Origin of the sequence: Alkalimonas sp. (assembly GCF_020831925.1) — a bacterium.
GTDB lineage: Bacteria > Pseudomonadota > Gammaproteobacteria > Enterobacterales > Alteromonadaceae > Alkalimonas.
On the sequence record NZ_JAFIFQ010000057.1, the window covers coordinates 1 to 16,576 of the forward strand.

Here is a 16,576-nt window from a genome sequence, read left to right on the forward strand (position 1 = left end):
AACTTGGAGGCCGTCTAAGGCCACTCAGGCTAGATGATTATCAGATCAAAATAAAGCAGCTACTTGCTTTACCCTCGCAACTTTAAGCTACCATTTAAGTATTGGTGCTTGTCTTTTTGTCATTTTACGCACCTGTAAGTCCTTAACCTAAAGGACTTTTCAGTCCTTAGCAAGCATGAGAGCAGAGAAAGCAGACTATCTTGTTGATGGAACAACAGACTGGCCGCTAATGCGGCCAGAAGAGCGGTACCTTGTGAAATTATTACTGCGCCTGGTTTCGTTTTCTATTCAGGAGCTGTGACAACTGTTCCGTTTCATCTGTCGTACCGCGCACGATGATCCGGCGCGCATCAGCGTCATAGCACCAGACTTCGTCTTTACTCCATGCCCTCATGGTCACTCTGTTGGTTAACAACGTGAGCGTAGGGCAAGCCTGATAGCCTGCCTGCTCTGCTGACTGGTTCCAGTAGGCACTTAAAACAAAATTCCCGACAAATACCAAGACTAATCCAGCTATAACACCTATCGCAGTCACTTTACCATGATCGGATGGTAGTGGCTGTTGCCGTAAACCGCACCACAAACGCTTAGCTGCATAGCTAAGCATAAATAAAAGCGCTACCAATGTACCGGGGATATAGCCATGAAAACTACTCAGAACTATAAGTGGTTTATCACTGGATATTTCAGCGAGCTGAACTTGCAGTGAGTAAAGTAATGTCCAGCAGCCTATGAACAGCAATAAGCCGAAGAACACCAGGGCAAGAAAATCTTTAAGTTTAGTGTGTTGATTCATCGTATTGCCGGAAAACCATTGAGCCTGCGGAGTAAAACAGAGATTTGGCTACGGACATGCGATTCCAGTTGTCGGCGGACGGCATGACCTGTTGACTGAACGATGTAGTAAAAACCATCCAAAATTTCGTTTTTTACATTTCTTTCCGTGCGCTCTAAGTGTTCAATAATCGCTTTGGTTATACCGAAGTGATTATCCAAAACATATAAAGCACCAGCAACAACTATACCGGCAACAATTGCGGCGCCTAGAGGGAGAATAGCAATAGTGGCAGCAGTGCCAGCAAAATACATTCCTGCAGCATAGCCAGCAGCGCCAGAGATAACCACCTTCACGATATCTGTGCTGACGTTAGCTATCCAGTTGGTCCAACGAAACTCATCTTTCAGAACCCAATCGATAGAATTGAGAGAAACAGAGAAAATGACTGAAACAATAAAACCGCCTTTGGCAGAAGCGCGGAGTGCCTGGCCACCAACACCAATTTTCATTACTTTCGTATTTGTAGCTAAATAGCGGGTACCAGTAAGTGTTTTCCGTAGTCCTGGTCTTCCTTTGAAAATAACGTACTGCTTACCACCACGTGTATCAATGTAATAGCGGCCAAGTATACTGCCGGAACGTTTCATCTCCGCCGCCAGTGCTACTAACATTTTGCTATCTGCGGCGGCAGAAATCATATTCGAACCGAATGCGCGACCGGCTTGTTCAATTGCATCCGTAAGTTTGTTACCCGCTATCTGCTCAAAAGCAGCCTCAATTTGCTGTGAGCTTTTGCCTTTACTTTTTTGCTCAGCTACCCACAGCTCAATTAGCTCGCGGCAGTTTTGTACGTATATATCGTGCTGGTTCTCTTTAAAAGCAGTTTCCAACTCGGCATGGGATCTATAGGGATGCTGTTGATGCATACAGAATAGCCTACCTGATGTTTTGAAAGAATTATATTTACCATTTAATCACCAATACTTCACTCCATCAAGCGGCACTAGTAACTTTACAGCATATTTGTGATTTTATTGGGTGCACTTGGAGTTTTAGAGCATCAGTAAACAACGCTTTGGAAGATAACTGCGTATTCAAGAATCGGCATCAAGGAGTAGAGTTGTTGAAGCGCCATAGTCATTGCTACAGCCAGAGCTGGCCACCATCAAACCAATCGCATATTGCCTGTGTGGTCAGGCACGCGATATGGCGCTTAGCTTACAACCATTGGCGTTGCTTGATGAGCGGAAGGCAAGGTCAGCTGTAGGGCTCTATTGAACGACAGGTTATATGCGTGCTCGTACATGCCATTTTTCAGGTTTTCGGCTTGGATGTAATACCGCCAAAACTAACACACATTTTCCTCAAACCGGTACAGCACCGTGAGGAAAAATCTCCAGCGGCCAACGCCTGACAGAAAACTCCAACTCTTGCATGGCAAGCAGCTGCTCAGAGATGAGTGCAGAGGCGGCCTCAATTGCAGCTTGAAACCTGCGAGCCAACTCAGGATGGATAGAGCGGTAACGCGATTTTTCCTGGCGAATGTCTTCACGGGCAGACGCCAGAAACCGAACAGGCTTCAATCGTCATACGCCCGTAAATCCGCAAAAACCTCGTCCGCTGAATAGGATTCCTCCTCTCCTTGCAGGTAGGACTCGTATCGCCGATTTGCCTCATTCACCCAGGCTTTTTCAATTTGGGCAGGGGCTGCCTTCGGGCGGGGTTCCAGACTGTCCAGCAGATGCACAATCAATTCTGCACGTTCTGAAACAGGAAGTGACAGTGCCTCAGATTCAATTAACTCAGTGGCAGGCAACATAGATACCCCATTAGCAAATTATCACTTTAACAAGTCTACATTCTGCGACGGACTTACTCCACTACCCGCTTGCACCAGCCAACGATTCGAGGGGATCCCCCAGGTTAACCGCAACGAACAAAATGAAAATAAACAAACGCCTGTTCGCGCCCGGCTGTGGTGAGGTGTTTTTCGGTGTGCTCTTCCAGCAAGGTAAAGCCCTGCCCCAGCTCTGAACTCAACTTGCTGGCATCGTGATCGAAGATATTGCGGCAAAAATTTTGCCACAACAAATAAGTTAGTCAACTTCGACAAAATCATCCGGTTTAAAGTTATCTTCACCGGATTGATGCTCTGCTCTGAACGCGGCGTCCGATTTCAGATCCGACGCTGGCCAGCTGATATCTAAGTTCTTTAGAAAGTCATCAAATGCGATCCAACCAACGACACGAATGGTGCTATCTAACTGCCACTTCTCACCATCCCAGGCAACGACATCATAGACCCCAAAGCCTGTTGGATAGCGCTGTGCAGTAAAATACATCCCCTGTTGCGAAGGCTGTTTGTCTTCAATCCAGCTTACTGTGAGTTTAAGTTTTTTCATTACATTTTGTTCCTAAAGTCTTCAGCTGTACGAATAACCCAGCGCCCCACCCGGCTGAAACCCTGGTACAACTGGAGTTAGCAGGCCAGCCGTTGCAGGCTTTGCTGACTAAGCAATCGTTGGAGCGGTTGGGGTTGCAGCTTGGCCAGATGGTGTATGCGCAGGTGAAGGCGGTGGCTTTGGATTAACTGCGGCGATGTTTGTTTAGTCCATTCGGCGAACTTGTAAATAGCGGTTATGAGGCAATCGCGTAAATTGAGCTTAATTCTTTCTGCCTCTACAATTCACCCTAAAATTTCGGATAGTAGCGGGCCCTTTTGTACAACTGCTCTGCACTGAAAATTCATCGTGCTTTGGCAATTTCACATGCTGAAGATTCAACAGTGACGTTCCGGTGACAGTATACAAAGGATGTAATCTCTGTCCCGGAACACCTTAAAGTAGCAGTTGTAACTTAGACTTTAAACTTTCGACGGAACAAAAACAAACCACCAAGTCCAAGGCCAAACATTGCCATACTGGCTGGCGCTGGTACAGGGGCACTCGGATTAGACCCTACAAAAAAAGCGATATCGTATTCGGAGGAGTTATTAAGTGCCCTAACTGAGCCTGCGCTCCAGCCAGAACCAAAATAGGTGGGTAAAACCAAGTGATTCTGAATGTTAAAAAACGTGCCATGCGAGCCTGAGTCAAAGTTTGTATGGATCGAAAGGCCTTGATTTCCACCTACATAACTACTTGTATCAGCAGTATTCTGATTTATCGTATCGCCAATTGCTGTAAATCCGAAGGAGTAACCATTGAAATACCAAGAAGCCCCATTGAAATCGTGCGTAACATTAAGAGCTGTGTAAGTAGAAAATGCTCCCCAAGTCACCGCTGCACCAGCAAGAACCATGTCGTCACTGTTACGGATACCCACAAGGTAAATCCAGTCCGTCTCTTGAAGCTCACCGAAGACAATGGAGATTTCAGAGGTTACCCCATAATTTTCACGGTATAGATAGGACCATCCATCATTCAGTATATCGTTTACATGAATGTCATTCACAATTCCTACTGGAATGATCGCAGCTCTAGTAACGAATGAAAGTGCTAAAGCCCCAACTGCCAATACCAACAATAGTTTATTCTTCATGATTTTCCTTAGGAATTACAAATATGAACGCATTGTTCTGACCGCCGGCTTGAAAAGCAAAATATAGACCACATTCACAAAAACATGATTTACTTGAACAAAATTTTCTCACCATAAAGATGTGTAAATAATTTTGACACCTCTAACAACAGTATTCCACTGAAGCCTTATCTAAACTGTTGGTTGACGCTTTCCCAAGTCACTCCAAAAAAACCATTACCGCCAGCCAGTATTTATTGAGTATTCAACTGGCACCTTGAAAGCGGCTAGCTACCATAGTCGCGCTCAACTTTGGCAATCCTTGTCTTAAAGCTGCTATACCATTGCTCGCGGCCTAGTTTCTGGGCTACTAAGTGCTCAGCATTGGCTTTCCACTGTTTTATCGACTCCAGATCCCGCCAATACGACACCGTAATACCAACCTCTTCCCTGGCCGATTCTATACCAATAAAACCCGGTTGCTCGGATGCAAGCTGAACCATCCTGTCTGCCATGTCGGCATAACCATGGTCTCCCTCTGTGCGCAGTGAGGTAAAAATGACGGCATAATAAGGTGGCTTCGGGGTTGTCGCTATCAATGACATCGGAATTCCTTCTGGTTGGCTTTACAGCTCAGGCGCTAGAACATTTGATTATTCGTTTACCTTTCGCACAAAACGCACGATTTAATCGCATTGACCGTTTATTGTGCTAAGATATACTTTTACTGTATTTCTAATCTTTGGAGCCTGGTCATGCACACATTAACAGCAAATGACGCCAAACGAAATTTCGGTGAGTTGCTGCTTAACGCCCAGCGGGAACCAATCAAAATTAGCAAAAACAGTAAAGATGCTGTCGTCGTTATGTCTATCCACGATTACGAAGCTCTGGAAGTTATGAAAGCTGATTACCTGAAACTCTGTTTCAACTCTGCTAAAGAAGACTTAGCAAAAGGTCTTGTTGTAGACGGCGAAAATTTTCTGCGCGCTTTGTAAGCGCTCCCTATGCGGAATAAGCGCTATCAACTGAGCAAGCTGGCTCAGGCTCACCTGCATGCAATTAAAAACTACACCATTAAAAATTCTTCTGAATTGCAGTGGTTAAAATACAAAGAAAGCCTGCTTGCAGGCTTTCAAATGTTAGCCGACAACCCTGAGTTAGGGCGAAGCTGTGGTGACATACACATCAATGGCCTCTACTTTCCGATTGGCAAACATACAGCCTACTTCACAAAAGAAGACGACTTCATCCTGATTGTTGCTGTATTAGGGCAAGCACAACTGCCTGAAAACCATCTGAAATAACATTCCTCACGGCCTGGTTTCTGCGCCAGTTCGTGCTCGGTTATCATTTGCTTAATCTTCCCGGCCTTTTCAAAGCTATTCTTGCTCTGCCAGATGTTCTGGTGGCAATTGCTGCTGCAGCAACCAATGATAGACATCCTCGCCGGCATACACCTGGCGCCAGGCATCGTGCTCCGCCTGCTCCAGCATACTAAAGCGCACCTGGTGATGACCAAGCTGGCGCAGGGTTTCAATGCCCGGGTAAAAGTAGTTTTTATGAATGGCAGAATCACGCCCGGCAGCAAATACCCAGAGTGGGGTTTGCGCCCTGGCAATAGGCGGCATTAAATCCGGATGGCCCCAACCGACCACCGGTACCACCGCAGCAAATAGTTGCGGGTGCTGACTGGCCATAAACCAGCTGCCAAAACCACCATAGCTAATGCCGGTTACATACACACGGCTGGGATCCGTATTGTAATTTGCCTGCACGGCTTGCAGCATAGCCAGTAGATCCTGCTCTGCCCGCTCCCAGCCATCTGGCAGCAATGGCGGTACCTTGCTCATATCGGCAACCGGTTCAGCCGGTGCTATCGGTTGATTGGACTGGAACATCGCCGGGCGCGGCGGTACGCCAGCCGTTAAGCGCTGCGGAATATCAGCTGGCGAGCGGTTGGCGATATAGGATAGCTCCCCCATCTGAAATAGATGCAGTTGCGGCACCACCATAATAAATGGCAAGTCGCGTTTTTGCACCCAGGCTTCATACAGCGGGCCATGAATTAAGGTGTAATCCAGCTCATCCAGCCCATTGCCGCGCTCACCATTGCCGTGCAAAAAAAGCAGCACCGGCCATTGCTTCGCGCTGTTTTGCTGATAGCCAGCTGGTAAGTAAACGAAATACTGGCGTCTGGTATCGTCGATGCTGCTTTGATAATCCAGCCGCAACAGCTGTGGCTCCGTGTCTGCCGCTGGCTGATGCACCCTTGCACTACTGCATCCAGCCATAAAAAGAATGACCGCCAGGCAGAGCGTCATTTGTTCACACAGTTTATGCATTAAGGCCTCGCTGGGTACAGGCACCCTACTCACCACTATCGGTACACTATATCGGCCAAACAGCCTTGCTGGCAATCAAGGCGAGGTGTTGCCATGTCAGAGCAGTGGTTAGCAATCATAACCTCCAACGGCACCTTGTATCGTCAAAACGACTCAGTCGTTGTGCTGCAGGTATTGTGGAAACTCCTTGACTCAGCACCATTGCCCTTCTCTTTGTCTAGACAAACAGCCCTAAGGGTGTACTATGTACATTATCTTGACTTACAAGGAGGTAAGTTTTGACTTGGCATGCCATCGAGTTTATCGAAACATCCTTGTTTACCAGACAGATCAAGCAAATTGCTACCGATGACGAGCTTAGGGTGTTGCAGAATGAGCTTATTGCCCAGCCAATGAAAGGTGACCTGATCACTGGCACGGGTGGGCTGCGCAAGGTTCGTATGGCAACTGGCGGGCAAGGTAAAAGTGGCAGTGCCAGAGTCATCTATTTTCTGGCAACTGCTGAAGTTATCTACTTGCTGCTGGCATATGCGAAAAACGAAAAAGACAGCCTGACTGCAGCTGAGAAAGCGGAGTTAAAGCAGTTAACTAAGTTACTTAAAAGCGAGGTGTAGTATGAGTATCTTTAATGAGTTAAAGGATTCTCTGACCGAAGCGGTGGATATTAAGCAAGGCCGAAAAGAGGCAAGCCGGGTTAGCCGCTATGAAATGGCCGATGTTAAAGCTCTGCGTGAAAGCTTAGCTATTACCCAGGCACAACTTGCACAGGCGCTGGGTACCAGTGTTGATACCATCAAAAGCTGGGAGAGCAAGCGACGCAACCCAACAGGCCTGGCCGCGAAAGTCCTGGCCACTATTCAGGACAACCCAGAGTTCTACCATCAACTGGCCGCGCACTGAATGCGCAAATACAGCAAGCCAATAGCAAAAGGATAAAGCACAGCGCTTTCTCCTTTTAGCCGAATAAACCTCACACTCAGCGGATTTCGAGCTCTCTGCGCACGATGTCTGCCCCTGCCGTTAAGGCCTGCAGTTTGCCGCGTGCGATTTGGCGCGGCAGCGGTGCCATGCCGCAGTTGGTGCACGGGTAGAGCTTGTCGGCATCAACAAACTGCAGTGCCTGGCGCAGCGTAGCAGCCACCTCCTGCGGGGTTTCAATGCTGTGGTTGGCCACGTCGATGGCGCCTACCATCACTTTTTTACCGCGAATCAGTTCCAGTAAGTCCAGCGGCACCCGGGAGTTGTGGCATTCCAGCGAAATGATATCAATGGATGACTCTTTGAGCTTTGGAAACACAGCCTCGTACTGACGCCATTCCAAGCCCAGGGTTTGTTTCCAGTCGGTATTGGCCTTGATGCCATAGCCATAGCAAATGTGCACGGCAGTTTCGCATTGAAGGCCTTCAATGGCCTGCTCTAAAGCGGCAATGCCCCAGTCATTGACCTCGTCGAAAAACACATTAAAGGCCGGTTCATCAAACTGAATAATATCCACCCCAGCCGCCACCAGCTCTTTGGCTTCCTGGTTAAGAATTCTGGCAAACTCAAACGCCAGCCGCTCACGGCTTTTGTAATGGCCATCGTACAGGGTGTCTATCATGGTCATGGGGCCTGGCAGCGCCCATTTAATCGGCTGTTTGGTCTGCTGGCGTAAAAAGCGCGCATCCTCTACAAAGACCGGTTTTTGCCGGCTGACCGCACCCACTACAGAGGGCACACTGGCTTCGTAGCGATTGCGAATGCGCATGATTTCGCGTTTGGCAAAGTCTACGCCGTCCAGATGCTCAATAAAGGTGGTGACAAAGTGTTGGCGCGATTGCTCGCCGTCACTGACGATATCAAGACCGGCCTGTTGTTGCTCCTGCAGGGCCACACGCAGTGCGTCCTGCTTGCCGTCGGTTAATTCCTGGCCTTGCAATTTCCAGGGCGACCAAAGCGTTTCAGGCTCGGCCAGCCAGGATGGCTTGGGTAAACTGCCTGCGGTTGATGTTGGAAGTAATTTGTTCATTTATGCGATCGCCCGTTGCTGTTGTGAATACGGCTGTTGTGAGTACGGCTGTTGTATAAATGGCTCTGCTGAATAAATTTCAGGCGCAGAGTACTGAGCAGCCCATTGCTCCAGCAGACGCTGGTGCGGCTTGATAAAATGCTCCTGGGCAAAGCGGCCCTGCTCCACCGCAAGCCGGCTGCGCTCTTCTCTGTCGTAGACGATGTCGGTTGGCGCATGGTCCGGGTTTTTCAAGTTGGGCTTGTAGCACTCCCCTGCCGCGGCATGAGCATTGTAGATTTCAGGTCGGTATATTTTCTGAAAGGTTTCCATGGTGCTGATGGTACCTATCAGCTCAAGATTGCTGTAGTCATTGAGCAAATCACCAAAGAAATAAAACGCCAGCGGCGCGGCGCTTTGAGCCGGCATAAAGTAGCGCACATTCAAACCCATCTTTTTGAAATACTGCTCGGTAAGCGAGCTGTCATCGGGTTGATATTCAATTCCCAACACCGGGTGCTGATTGCCGGTACGCTGATAGGTTTTGTTGTCGGACACACTTAAACAAATCACCGGCGGCTTGCGAAAGTGTTGCCGGTATTCCGCGGAGCTGACAAAGCATTGAAACAGCTTGCCGTGCAAATCGCCAAAGTTAGCCGGAATACTGAACTGGGGCTGATTTTTGTTGTGCTCCAGCAGCACCACGCTGAAATCATAATCCCGCACATAGGAGGAAAAGTTATTGCCAACAATGCCGTCCATCCGTTGCTTGGTTTTGCGGTCAATAATGCTGGTTTTCAGCACTTCAATGGCCGGGAAGGCATCGCTTTTTCCTGCCAGGTTGATATCGACTGAAATAATGTCCAGCTGCACCGCATAGCGATCGGCATTTGGGTTATCCCAGGGCGCCAGTGTATTAAAGCGGCGGTCGATCATCGCCAGGGTTTTGCGCAGATTCTGCTGACGGCTGGCGCCCCTGGCCAGATTGGCAAAGTTGGTGGTGATGCGGGTGTTGTCGGCCGGCTGGTAATGCTCGTTAAAAGCGATGCTTTTAATGCTAAATGTAAAGTGGTTCATAATCTTTGCTACCCCGTTGTCAGTTACCTATGCTGCCTTGCGCACGGCAAAGCCTGTTGCATGCACTTGCTGCCAGTGCATCCGACGCCAAACTAGGCATCTGGACATCCAAATGGTGACCATGGGTGTGTTATACGCGCAAAATCCGGGGCAGGAAAATGGTGTTATTTCAGGTCTAGTATGAAAAATTTTCATACTACTATTTTCCTCTCGGCAACTGCTTTGCTGCATAGCCATAAAGCGCTTGTGATAAGTAGCTATAGGAAGTGCATGTGATAAACAGACGAAAACGATGACTACCGCCAGATATCCGTACCAATCGCACGATAGCCAATCTGGCATCTCAACTTTTTAAAAGATGCTTATGAGCTTGCGGCATCATCTGGCACTTTAAGCCTCATGGACAATACAACCAACAAGCCACAAGCAAACCCCGTTGCCAGGGAACTGCTGAAACTGCCATTGATAAAGAGCAGCTTGATTGCTTGCAAACTGACAAAAACAGGAATAAATAAAATAGCAGCCCATTTAAGGCTTAAATAGGTTTTAACCGGCTGATTGCACTTTGGACACAGCTGCGTGGAGCCAAATTTATTGATGCTTCTGGAAAAGACACTCACATGTTGCAAGCAGTGCGGACACTTCATTAGAACCTCTTAGTATTCGGATAAGCAAACTGAAGCAGCAGCGCCAAACCGCTGAAAGGCCTGGCGCACATCGGGTTCGGTAAAATCGTACAGCTTAGCCAGCACCGACTCGAAGTGACCGTTTTCAAACAGCTCGTTGAAATAGGCCAGATCGCCGTTCGCCTGCAGGCCTATCACCTGAAGCTTTTTGTCGCGTTCACGCTGGATGCATAACTGTCGTTGACGCAAGGCTTTCATGACTTAGCCTCAAAATCAGTTGTGTAAGCGCGGATATCCTCAGCTCATTCAGAACTATAATACTCACACAAGCCCTCGACCGAGTTAAGCATTACTCCAGCGCCGGTAGCGCATCCAGCGAGCGTAAGATAGTGCGGGTAATTTGCTCGCGCTTAGCAAGATCGGCCATGCGATTTGGTGTGTCGATATTTAGTGCAAAGAACACCGGGCCGCTGGGCCACTCCACCCAACCAACCCACCAGCCGTACTGGCCTTGCCAACCGGTTTTTGCCCGCAAGATCCAGTGCGGTCCGCTCTCGAGCATGATCAGTTCTTTCACCAGTTGCTGATGCTCCTGCGAAAATGGCAGTTCATTGCGATACAGTTGCTGCAAAAACGCGATCTGTTCATAAGCAGATATGGCCAAGTGACCATCCACCCAATAATCGCCTTGATCTAAAGTTATATCGGCGTTGCCATAGTTCAACTGTTGCAGGTACTGCTGCGCCTTGTCATCGCCAATCGCCTGGGCAAAACCCTGATAGACCCAAAGTGCCGAGTAGCGCATGGCCGAACGCAGATCCTGGTCCCGGTTATGGCCAGCAAAGCTGCGTTCGACGCCATCCCACTTGAACACCTGAGACCTATCCTTGAGCACACCAGCATCAAGCGCAAACAGGGTATGAGGAATTTTGAAGGTGGATGCAGGAGAAAACCGCTTTGCTGCCCGCTCCTGGTTAAACACCAATAAGCGTGCATCATCAGTACGCTGATCCAAGACCACCAGGGTGCCAACCGCATCTTGCTCCGAAAAAAACACTCCCCACTCCGGCTGCTCGACACCACTGGCTGCAAGTTGGCAAGCAGCCCCTGCCAGTACACATAGGAATAACGTAAGCTTCATATCTGCATAGTATCCTGAATGTCGAAAAGTTACCGTTTAATTTGCCAACCCGCTCGCCGTCGGCTGCATTGATTTGTCCATTTGTAAAAATACGGCCTCAAAGGATTGCCCTGCGGCAATCCGCTCCAAATCATCAAAAAACTGTTCCGGACGAATTAAGGGCTGTACTGCTAATCGCGCAGCCTGATAGTTTTGCCTGACAGTACCGGAGAAAAAATGTCGGCCACTTTTACGGTTTTTTACCGCGGCAATATCGGCCTCGCTGAGCTCAATATTTTCAGGTAAGAAAGGTGCTCTGTAATCGAGCGTCAATGCCGCGCCTTCATCGAACTAAACCGGAATTTCTTGCAAAAATCGAAAGAAACCAACCCGGTGCTGGATCTCAGCATGCAGCCATTCATGCGCAATCACATCCACATTTTGTCCCTTTGGGCCAATGATGATGCAGGCCCGCCATGGCATGCGATGCATCGAAGCCGTCTCGTTAGAGCCCCAGCTTGCTGCCTTTTGCACGTCCGAAGTAATCACCACTCTTGGTTTAGAGGCAGGCGCACCATACAAATCGGTCATTCGCTCTGAAGCCGCTGCAATCAATCCTGTGATCGCTTTTGCCCGATCCGCTGATGTATCCGTGTCTTCCATCTCAACAAAAACACCATCGATGATCTGCTGGTAATTCAGTACTGGTAGTAACTCACAAGCCATAGCATGCCGTTGAAAGAACATCGCAGGCAGCAGCATGATGCATGCAATCACGACAATCAGGATAGCAAATTTACGCACTGCGCCTCCCCGTAGCTGTTGCCACAACAAGAAAGCTAACTTTCCTAGCCATGTTTTATGCCACTCCGTAGTTAGAAGACGCCCGTTACAAACCAAGTAAAATTAAGCAATTGCTATAATTTCATTCTGGCCGCACAATGCTCTGGTTACCCTAGCAAGCCCAACTTCAAAAGGATAGGATTATGACGCTGCATATTACCCTGATTCCAGTGCTTTCCATCATTGCTGGCATTCTGATACTGATTAAGCCAAAGCTGCTGAACTATGTGGTGGCGATTTATTTGATCGCTGTCGGTGTGATTCAGATTTTTGGTCTGAAAATTTAAACATGATTTCTTAGCCTGTCCGGTTTCGCACGCCAGTTCCCAAAGTGCGAAAGCCGGTAACTTTCTTTTTCCTCTCGCTATTCTGCGTTAGACTTAAAGCATGCCACCCGCCGAAGGAATCTTATGCGTGCTTTGATTATCGAACCCAGCCCGACTTACCAGCGCATCTTATCCCGCATGCTGGAAAGCTACGACTTCGATATTACCTTTGTTGATACGGCTACAGCAGGCTTTCGGGCCATGCGTGAGCACTCTTTTCAGTTTGTCTGTGTTGCCATGTACCTGGCTGATCTGACCGGTATAGAGTTCTGCCAACAGGTACGCTCGGAAGGGCAATCCAGGGATCTGCCGATTTTTATTGTCACTTCCGAATCGAACCCGGAGCTGTTGTCTTCGGCTTTAGCGGCTGGTGCCACCGATATTATTCGCAAGGATGATCTGCCCAGGCTGGAAGAAGCCTTGCATGCGTTGATCCCGCTCGGTCCCTTTCGCTACAACATCAGTGGCAAGGCCCTGTATCTGGAAGACAGCTTAACCGTTGCCAAGGCCACCGATGCCAAACTGAAACGGTTGGGGCTTTCGATGGATCATGCTTTTTCTATCCAGCAAGCCTTGGAGTTGCTGCAGCACAACAAATACGAGCTGATCATGACCGACATCGTGCTGCAGGATAATGAAACCGGCATCGATTTTATTAAGCAGCTGCGCTCAGAAGGTCGTTTTCAGCAAACGCCTATCCTGGCCGTCACCAGCCTGGAAAGCGTAAACCGTCGTATTCTGGCGCTGCAATCCGGCGCCAACGATTACATCTCCAAGCCAGTGCTGGATGAGGAATTGTTTGCGCGAATCAATAACCTGATTTCCGCCAACCGACTGGTCGATCAGCTTACCCGTGAGCGTCAGCGTTTATTGGAACTGGCTACCAAGGACCATTTAACCGGCCTGTACAACCGCCACTTTATGGGCGAAGTGGCCAAGCGTCGTTTTGCCGAAGCCAGTAAGCAGCAACTGCCGCTGTCCCTACTGGTGATTGATATCGACCACTTTAAACAGGTAAACGATCAACATGGCCATCATATTGGCGACAAAGTGTTGAAACGACTGGCCGAAGCCTTGCGAGAGCAGTTCAGCGAACAGGATTGCATTGCCCGCTTTGGCGGTGAGGAATTCGTGGTGCTGCTGCATCAATGCGACTTAGACGATGCTACTGCCAAAGCACAGCAGTTGTGTGAGCGGCTGCAGCAGTTAAAACCGGAAGGCATTGCAACCAGTGTCAGCATTGGTGTTACCAGCCTGAACCCGGCGCAAACCGAGTACTTTGATGAAGTTTTTGCCCGGGCGGATAAAGCCCTGTATCAAGCCAAGCAAAATGGCCGGAATCAGGTGGTGGCCAGCTAAATATAAAGCACAACCTTTACTCTGCGAGCAACGGTGCCAGCCCCAGCTGCTGCAAAAAGCGCAGGGTAATGCTTAAGCGGGCCTGATTGCCCACTGAGTTGGCTGCCATCTGATTGTAGATATGGCTGGCAAAGGGGATCCGAACCAACTCCACCTCCACCCCCGCCAGCCGGGCATAATCGGCAAAACGGTACACCGACCAGGATGGCACCAGCCCATCCTTCTCCGGGGCGAAAATTAGGGTTGCCGGGGCTTCAGCATGGAGATAACTGTATGAACTGACCGCAGCGACACGCTCTGGATACTGATAGGGATCGCCCCCCAGATAGCCAGCTACCAACATGGTTGGCTCAAAGCCTGGTACTGGATAGCCATGCTGATAAATCGCCAAAGGATCCACCGCCGGGTACTGCACCACCACAGCTGCGGCTTGCAGCGCAGGTCCAGGACAAACAGAGCTCATCTCACTGCGTGCCCCCTGATAAGCCAGATTCAGCGCTAGGTTTCCTCCGGCAGAATCCCCCAGTACGGCCAACCTTGTGGTATCACCGCCATAACGGCTGGCATTGGCTTGCACCCAGACCGCTGCACAGTAAACATCCTGCGGTGCCAGCTGCCAGGTAGCTTGTTGTTCGGTCCATAGCCGATAGCCCAGGCTGAATACCAGCCAGCCTCTATCAGCAAACCAACGTAAATCGCGATCTGTTTCGGTGATGCTGCCGGTTTTAAAGCCACCGCCGTGAATGTACACCAGCACCGGGGCCATCGCAGTCTGCACAGGGCGGTAAATGGCAATTCGGGCTGTTTCATGGTCCTGTCTTGGTAGCTGAATCCATTCATCCGGCCCCCCGTCTTGCATGGACTGCAAATGCAGACTGGCCAATAGGTTTATAGTGCCGCCGGCCCGCTCTACCGCTGTGATAATACTGGCCGTAATGAAGATGGAACCAGCCAGGGCCGCCAAAGAGACAGTAAGCAGCGCACCAGACAACCAGGCAGGCTTTTTGCGACAGGCGAGCATACCAGCAACAAAGACAAGCGCGGCCAACAGCACCAAATGTGGGCCAAAGGTGGCCCATACCACCGAGCTTAGCATGGCATGCCCGCTTTGCGTCGGGTCGCGAAAAGCGCCCAGGCTCAGGTAAGCAATGCCAGAAACCAGCAATAATCCGAACAGTTGCAACAACAGTCTCAGCCAGGATTGATTGCTTCTGTGCATCCTAAACTCCGTGTCAGCCTTTGATACTCAGGCAGTATAGCAAAGCAGCCGTGTTCAGGTGTCGCCGCAGACTACACTCGGTTTTACCAAACAGCTGTTTAAGCAAACAGCTGCGGCTTGGCGGTAGCCAGGTGGAAAATAGCCGCCAGCAGCACCAGCGCCAGCACAGCAAAGCCAATGCGCACCCCTTTAGGCTTGCTTGGCTTCAGTGCCACCATACCTGCCCCGATGTAGCCAAACAGCAGCACAATTTTCAGCCCCAACCAGCCATGGCTAAGCAGCTGCCAGGGGCCGATAAACCAGAGCGTGAGTGCAAAGAGTAGCAGCAGGCTATCGTTGATATGGGGGATAAAGCGCAGCGGCGTTTGCCGCCAGCCAGGCTTGCCTAGCGCATCCAGCACCAGACGCACCGTAAACAGCAACGCCGTCAGGTAGGCAAACAGCATATGAAGATGCTTTATCGGGACATAGTATTCCATGGGGATCCTTAGAGATTTCAAGTAAGTATGGCTATGGTATACCAGAAATGTGCCTGCTAAAACCCGGCCTCAGCCAATAAAGCTGACATCTGCTGCAATGCCTCTAGGCCTTGTATATCGGTGGCTTGCAGCGGTAGCTGGTAACGTGGCAGCTTGGCAAATTCGGTGGCGATGTGCGCCAAATGTTGTTGTTCTTGCGCGCGCCGTTTCGCCAGAAAATCACCATCGGCGCTATCGGGCAGTACCCGATTGACTATTAAACCTGCCAGCGGCAGCTTTTCCTGCTGCAAACTGGTCACCGCTCGAGCGGTTTCCAGGATCGGCAGTTTTTCCGGGGTCAGTACAAACAACAGCGCCGTTCGCTGGTGATCCAGCAAGACTTCGCGGGTGCGCTGCAGCAAACGCTGGCGGGCCAGCAAGGTTTCGGTAATGGCTTTGCTACGCTCATCCATACCCGCCGTAGCATGATCCTTAGGGTCGCCCAGCGGGTTATCCAGATCGCGGCCGGCTTTGGGGGTTAAATGGTCCAATACATCGCCAAGCTTTTTTGAGCGTTGACTGGCCTGCAGCAGACCCTGAGTCCAGGCCGCCATGGCTTCAGGCAAGCTCAGCAAGCGCAGCGTATGGCCGGTGGGTGCGGTATCAAAAATAAGTAAATCGTAGTCGCTCAGGCCAAGCTCGATGGTCTGTGCAATCCGCTCCAGCATGGCGGCTTCCTGGGCCCCTGGCGACTGGCGTGTCAGGCGCATTTGCCGCTCGACTTCGGCAAACATCTCAGGCCGGGTAAAGCGCTTTAACTGAGCGCTGACCTTGGCCAGATGCTGTTCGACTTCGCGATCCGGATCCAGCTCCAACCCATCCAGGTTGGGAGCCAACCGGGTAATGCTATCCCCTATCG

At 49.9% G+C, this 16,576-nt stretch carries 23 protein-coding genes and 2 pseudogenes; 7 read left to right on the forward strand and 18 right to left on the reverse strand.

Annotated elements, in window-relative coordinates; translation table 11 throughout:
- Positions 1 to 262 precede the first annotated feature (262 nt).
- The 6 genes from JJU14_RS14015 to JJU14_RS14040 form a co-directional block, all read right to left on the reverse strand.
- A complete protein-coding gene (locus tag JJU14_RS14015; RefSeq protein WP_228614313.1) occupies positions 263 to 796 on the reverse strand; it encodes a hypothetical protein in 534 nt (177 codons plus the stop codon).
- Positions 793 to 1,704, reverse strand: coding sequence for a hypothetical protein (locus tag JJU14_RS14020; RefSeq protein ID WP_228614314.1), 912 nt, complete (start codon positions 1,702 to 1,704; stop codon positions 793 to 795). The genes JJU14_RS14015 and JJU14_RS14020 overlap by 4 nt, the downstream gene beginning before the upstream one ends.
- 438 nt (positions 1,705 to 2,142) lie before the next feature.
- A complete protein-coding gene (locus JJU14_RS14025; protein ID WP_228614315.1) occupies positions 2,143 to 2,361 on the reverse strand; it encodes a hypothetical protein in 219 nt (72 codons plus the stop codon).
- On the reverse strand, positions 2,358 to 2,597 hold the full coding sequence (locus JJU14_RS14030) for an addiction module protein (RefSeq protein ID WP_228614316.1): 240 nt from the start codon (positions 2,595 to 2,597) through the stop codon (positions 2,358 to 2,360). Before JJU14_RS14030 ends, JJU14_RS14025 begins: the two co-directional genes overlap by 4 nt.
- Positions 2,598 to 2,701: 104 nt before the next feature.
- On the reverse strand, positions 2,702 to 2,869 hold the full coding sequence (locus JJU14_RS14035; protein WP_228614317.1) for a hypothetical protein: 168 nt from the start codon (positions 2,867 to 2,869) through the stop codon (positions 2,702 to 2,704).
- A gap of 5 nt (positions 2,870 to 2,874) precedes the next feature.
- A complete protein-coding gene (locus JJU14_RS14040; protein ID WP_228614318.1) occupies positions 2,875 to 3,180 on the reverse strand; it encodes a hypothetical protein in 306 nt (101 codons plus the stop codon).
- 56 nt (positions 3,181 to 3,236) lie between these two features.
- Here JJU14_RS14040 and JJU14_RS14045 point away from each other — a divergent pair.
- Positions 3,237 to 3,368 (forward strand): annotated as a pseudogene (locus tag JJU14_RS14045) (TOBE domain-containing protein); the annotation flags it as partial.
- A gap of 266 nt (positions 3,369 to 3,634) precedes the next feature.
- Here JJU14_RS14045 and JJU14_RS14050 read toward each other — a convergent pair.
- Positions 3,635 to 4,318 carry a PEP-CTERM sorting domain-containing protein gene (locus JJU14_RS14050; RefSeq protein ID WP_228614319.1) on the reverse strand — a complete coding sequence of 228 codons (684 nt, stop codon included), beginning with the start codon at positions 4,316 to 4,318 and terminating at the stop codon, positions 3,635 to 3,637.
- A gap of 266 nt (positions 4,319 to 4,584) precedes the next feature.
- Positions 4,585 to 4,902: an antibiotic biosynthesis monooxygenase gene (locus JJU14_RS14055; RefSeq protein WP_228614320.1), complete on the reverse strand. Its 318-nt coding sequence runs from the start codon at positions 4,900 to 4,902 to the stop codon at positions 4,585 to 4,587.
- Positions 4,903 to 5,052: 150 nt separating this feature from the next.
- On the opposite strand from JJU14_RS14055, the gene JJU14_RS14060 reads away from it, so the two are divergent.
- Together JJU14_RS14060 and JJU14_RS14065 are read left to right on the forward strand one after the other, a co-directional pair.
- Entirely contained in the window at positions 5,053 to 5,295 is a 243-nt protein-coding gene (locus JJU14_RS14060; RefSeq protein ID WP_228614321.1) for a type II toxin-antitoxin system Phd/YefM family antitoxin, read from the forward strand.
- Positions 5,296 to 5,304: 9 nt separating this feature from the next.
- On the forward strand, positions 5,305 to 5,604 hold the full coding sequence (locus tag JJU14_RS14065; RefSeq protein ID WP_228614322.1) for a type II toxin-antitoxin system RelE/ParE family toxin: 300 nt from the start codon (positions 5,305 to 5,307) through the stop codon (positions 5,602 to 5,604).
- A gap of 75 nt (positions 5,605 to 5,679) precedes the next feature.
- On the opposite strand, the gene JJU14_RS14070 is transcribed toward JJU14_RS14065, so the two are convergent.
- Positions 5,680 to 6,642, reverse strand: coding sequence for a prolyl oligopeptidase family serine peptidase (locus JJU14_RS14070; RefSeq protein ID WP_228614323.1), 963 nt, complete (start codon positions 6,640 to 6,642; stop codon positions 5,680 to 5,682).
- A gap of 278 nt (positions 6,643 to 6,920) precedes the next feature.
- Here JJU14_RS14070 and JJU14_RS14075 point away from each other — a divergent pair, with 278 nt between their 5' ends.
- Together JJU14_RS14075 and nadS are read left to right on the forward strand one after the other, a co-directional pair.
- Complete coding sequence (locus JJU14_RS14075) at positions 6,921 to 7,256, forward strand: type II toxin-antitoxin system RelE/ParE family toxin (protein ID WP_228614324.1); 336 nt, start codon at positions 6,921 to 6,923, stop codon at positions 7,254 to 7,256.
- Position 7,257: 1 nt separating this feature from the next.
- Positions 7,258 to 7,542, forward strand: a complete 285-nt coding sequence (gene nadS / locus JJU14_RS14080) for a NadS family protein (protein WP_228614325.1) — start codon at positions 7,258 to 7,260, stop codon at positions 7,540 to 7,542.
- Between the two features lie 76 nt (positions 7,543 to 7,618).
- Here nadS and JJU14_RS14085 read toward each other — a convergent pair whose 3' ends face one another.
- From JJU14_RS14085 to JJU14_RS14110, 6 genes and pseudogenes are all read right to left on the reverse strand, one after another.
- Positions 7,619 to 8,650, reverse strand: a complete 1,032-nt coding sequence (locus JJU14_RS14085) for a methionine synthase (RefSeq protein ID WP_228614326.1) — start codon at positions 8,648 to 8,650, stop codon at positions 7,619 to 7,621.
- 87 nt (positions 8,651 to 8,737) lie between these two features.
- A pseudogene (locus JJU14_RS14090) lies at positions 8,738 to 9,709 on the reverse strand (DUF1852 domain-containing protein); the annotation flags it as partial.
- A gap of 653 nt (positions 9,710 to 10,362) precedes the next feature.
- Complete coding sequence (locus tag JJU14_RS14095) at positions 10,363 to 10,590, reverse strand: hypothetical protein (RefSeq protein WP_228614327.1); 228 nt, start codon at positions 10,588 to 10,590, stop codon at positions 10,363 to 10,365.
- Positions 10,591 to 10,681: 91 nt separating this feature from the next.
- Positions 10,682 to 11,473: a class D beta-lactamase gene (gene blaOXA, locus JJU14_RS14100; RefSeq protein WP_228614328.1), complete on the reverse strand. Its 792-nt coding sequence runs from the start codon at positions 11,471 to 11,473 to the stop codon at positions 10,682 to 10,684.
- A 36-nt stretch (positions 11,474 to 11,509) separates the two neighbouring features.
- Positions 11,510 to 11,785 (reverse strand): hypothetical protein, encoded by a 276-nt coding sequence (locus JJU14_RS14105; protein WP_228614329.1) that lies wholly within the window; start codon positions 11,783 to 11,785, stop codon positions 11,510 to 11,512.
- A gap of 18 nt (positions 11,786 to 11,803) precedes the next feature.
- On the reverse strand, positions 11,804 to 12,256 hold the full coding sequence (locus tag JJU14_RS14110; protein ID WP_228614330.1) for a hypothetical protein: 453 nt from the start codon (positions 12,254 to 12,256) through the stop codon (positions 11,804 to 11,806).
- 182 nt (positions 12,257 to 12,438) lie between these two features.
- Between JJU14_RS14110 and JJU14_RS14115 the strand changes: the two genes are divergently transcribed.
- Complete coding sequence (locus tag JJU14_RS14115; protein WP_228614331.1) at positions 12,439 to 12,582, forward strand: DUF3096 domain-containing protein; 144 nt, start codon at positions 12,439 to 12,441, stop codon at positions 12,580 to 12,582.
- A gap of 123 nt (positions 12,583 to 12,705) precedes the next feature.
- The gene (locus tag JJU14_RS14120) at positions 12,706 to 13,980 is read left to right on the forward strand and encodes a response regulator (protein WP_228614332.1); all 1,275 of its coding nucleotides are present in this window, start codon (positions 12,706 to 12,708) and stop codon (positions 13,978 to 13,980) included.
- A gap of 16 nt (positions 13,981 to 13,996) precedes the next feature.
- Here the strand turns inward: JJU14_RS14120 and JJU14_RS14125 are convergent, their stop codons facing one another.
- The 3 genes from JJU14_RS14125 to JJU14_RS14135 all read right to left on the reverse strand — a co-directional run.
- Positions 13,997 to 15,199, reverse strand: a complete 1,203-nt coding sequence (locus JJU14_RS14125; protein ID WP_228614333.1) for an alpha/beta hydrolase — start codon at positions 15,197 to 15,199, stop codon at positions 13,997 to 13,999.
- 98 nt (positions 15,200 to 15,297) lie between these two features.
- The gene (locus tag JJU14_RS14130) at positions 15,298 to 15,678 is read right to left on the reverse strand and encodes a SirB2 family protein (RefSeq protein ID WP_228614334.1); all 381 of its coding nucleotides are present in this window, start codon (positions 15,676 to 15,678) and stop codon (positions 15,298 to 15,300) included.
- A 56-nt stretch (positions 15,679 to 15,734) separates the two neighbouring features.
- A partial coding sequence (locus JJU14_RS14135; RefSeq protein ID WP_228614335.1) for an ArsA family ATPase occupies positions 15,735 to 16,576 on the reverse strand: 842 nt, incomplete at its 5' end.

Coding starts and splice junctions, on each gene's coding strand:
- blaOXA (WP_228614328.1), bottom strand. CDS start 11,473: ATGAAGCTTACGTTATTCCTATGTGTACTGGCAGGGGCTGCTTGCCAA.
- JJU14_RS14065 (WP_228614322.1), top strand. CDS start 5,305: ATGCGGAATAAGCGCTATCAACTGAGCAAGCTGGCTCAGGCTCACCTG.
- JJU14_RS14060 (WP_228614321.1), top strand. CDS start 5,053: ATGCACACATTAACAGCAAATGACGCCAAACGAAATTTCGGTGAGTTG.
- JJU14_RS14020 (WP_228614314.1), bottom strand. CDS start 1,704: ATGCATCAACAGCATCCCTATAGATCCCATGCCGAGTTGGAAACTGCT.
- nadS (WP_228614325.1), top strand. CDS start 7,258: ATGAGTATCTTTAATGAGTTAAAGGATTCTCTGACCGAAGCGGTGGAT.
- JJU14_RS14040 (WP_228614318.1), bottom strand. CDS start 3,180: ATGAAAAAACTTAAACTCACAGTAAGCTGGATTGAAGACAAACAGCCT.
- JJU14_RS14070 (WP_228614323.1), bottom strand. CDS start 6,642: ATGCATAAACTGTGTGAACAAATGACGCTCTGCCTGGCGGTCATTCTT.
- JJU14_RS14050 (WP_228614319.1), bottom strand. CDS start 4,318: ATGAAGAATAAACTATTGTTGGTATTGGCAGTTGGGGCTTTAGCACTT.
- JJU14_RS14085 (WP_228614326.1), bottom strand. CDS start 8,650: ATGAACAAATTACTTCCAACATCAACCGCAGGCAGTTTACCCAAGCCA.
- JJU14_RS14015 (WP_228614313.1), bottom strand. CDS start 796: ATGAATCAACACACTAAACTTAAAGATTTTCTTGCCCTGGTGTTCTTC.
- JJU14_RS14055 (WP_228614320.1), bottom strand. CDS start 4,902: ATGTCATTGATAGCGACAACCCCGAAGCCACCTTATTATGCCGTCATT.
- JJU14_RS14030 (WP_228614316.1), bottom strand. CDS start 2,597: ATGTTGCCTGCCACTGAGTTAATTGAATCTGAGGCACTGTCACTTCCT.
- JJU14_RS14120 (WP_228614332.1), top strand. CDS start 12,706: ATGCGTGCTTTGATTATCGAACCCAGCCCGACTTACCAGCGCATCTTA.
- JJU14_RS14130 (WP_228614334.1), bottom strand. CDS start 15,678: ATGGAATACTATGTCCCGATAAAGCATCTTCATATGCTGTTTGCCTAC.
- JJU14_RS14125 (WP_228614333.1), bottom strand. CDS start 15,199: ATGCACAGAAGCAATCAATCCTGGCTGAGACTGTTGTTGCAACTGTTC.
- JJU14_RS14095 (WP_228614327.1), bottom strand. CDS start 10,590: ATGAAAGCCTTGCGTCAACGACAGTTATGCATCCAGCGTGAACGCGAC.
- JJU14_RS14115 (WP_228614331.1), top strand. CDS start 12,439: ATGACGCTGCATATTACCCTGATTCCAGTGCTTTCCATCATTGCTGGC.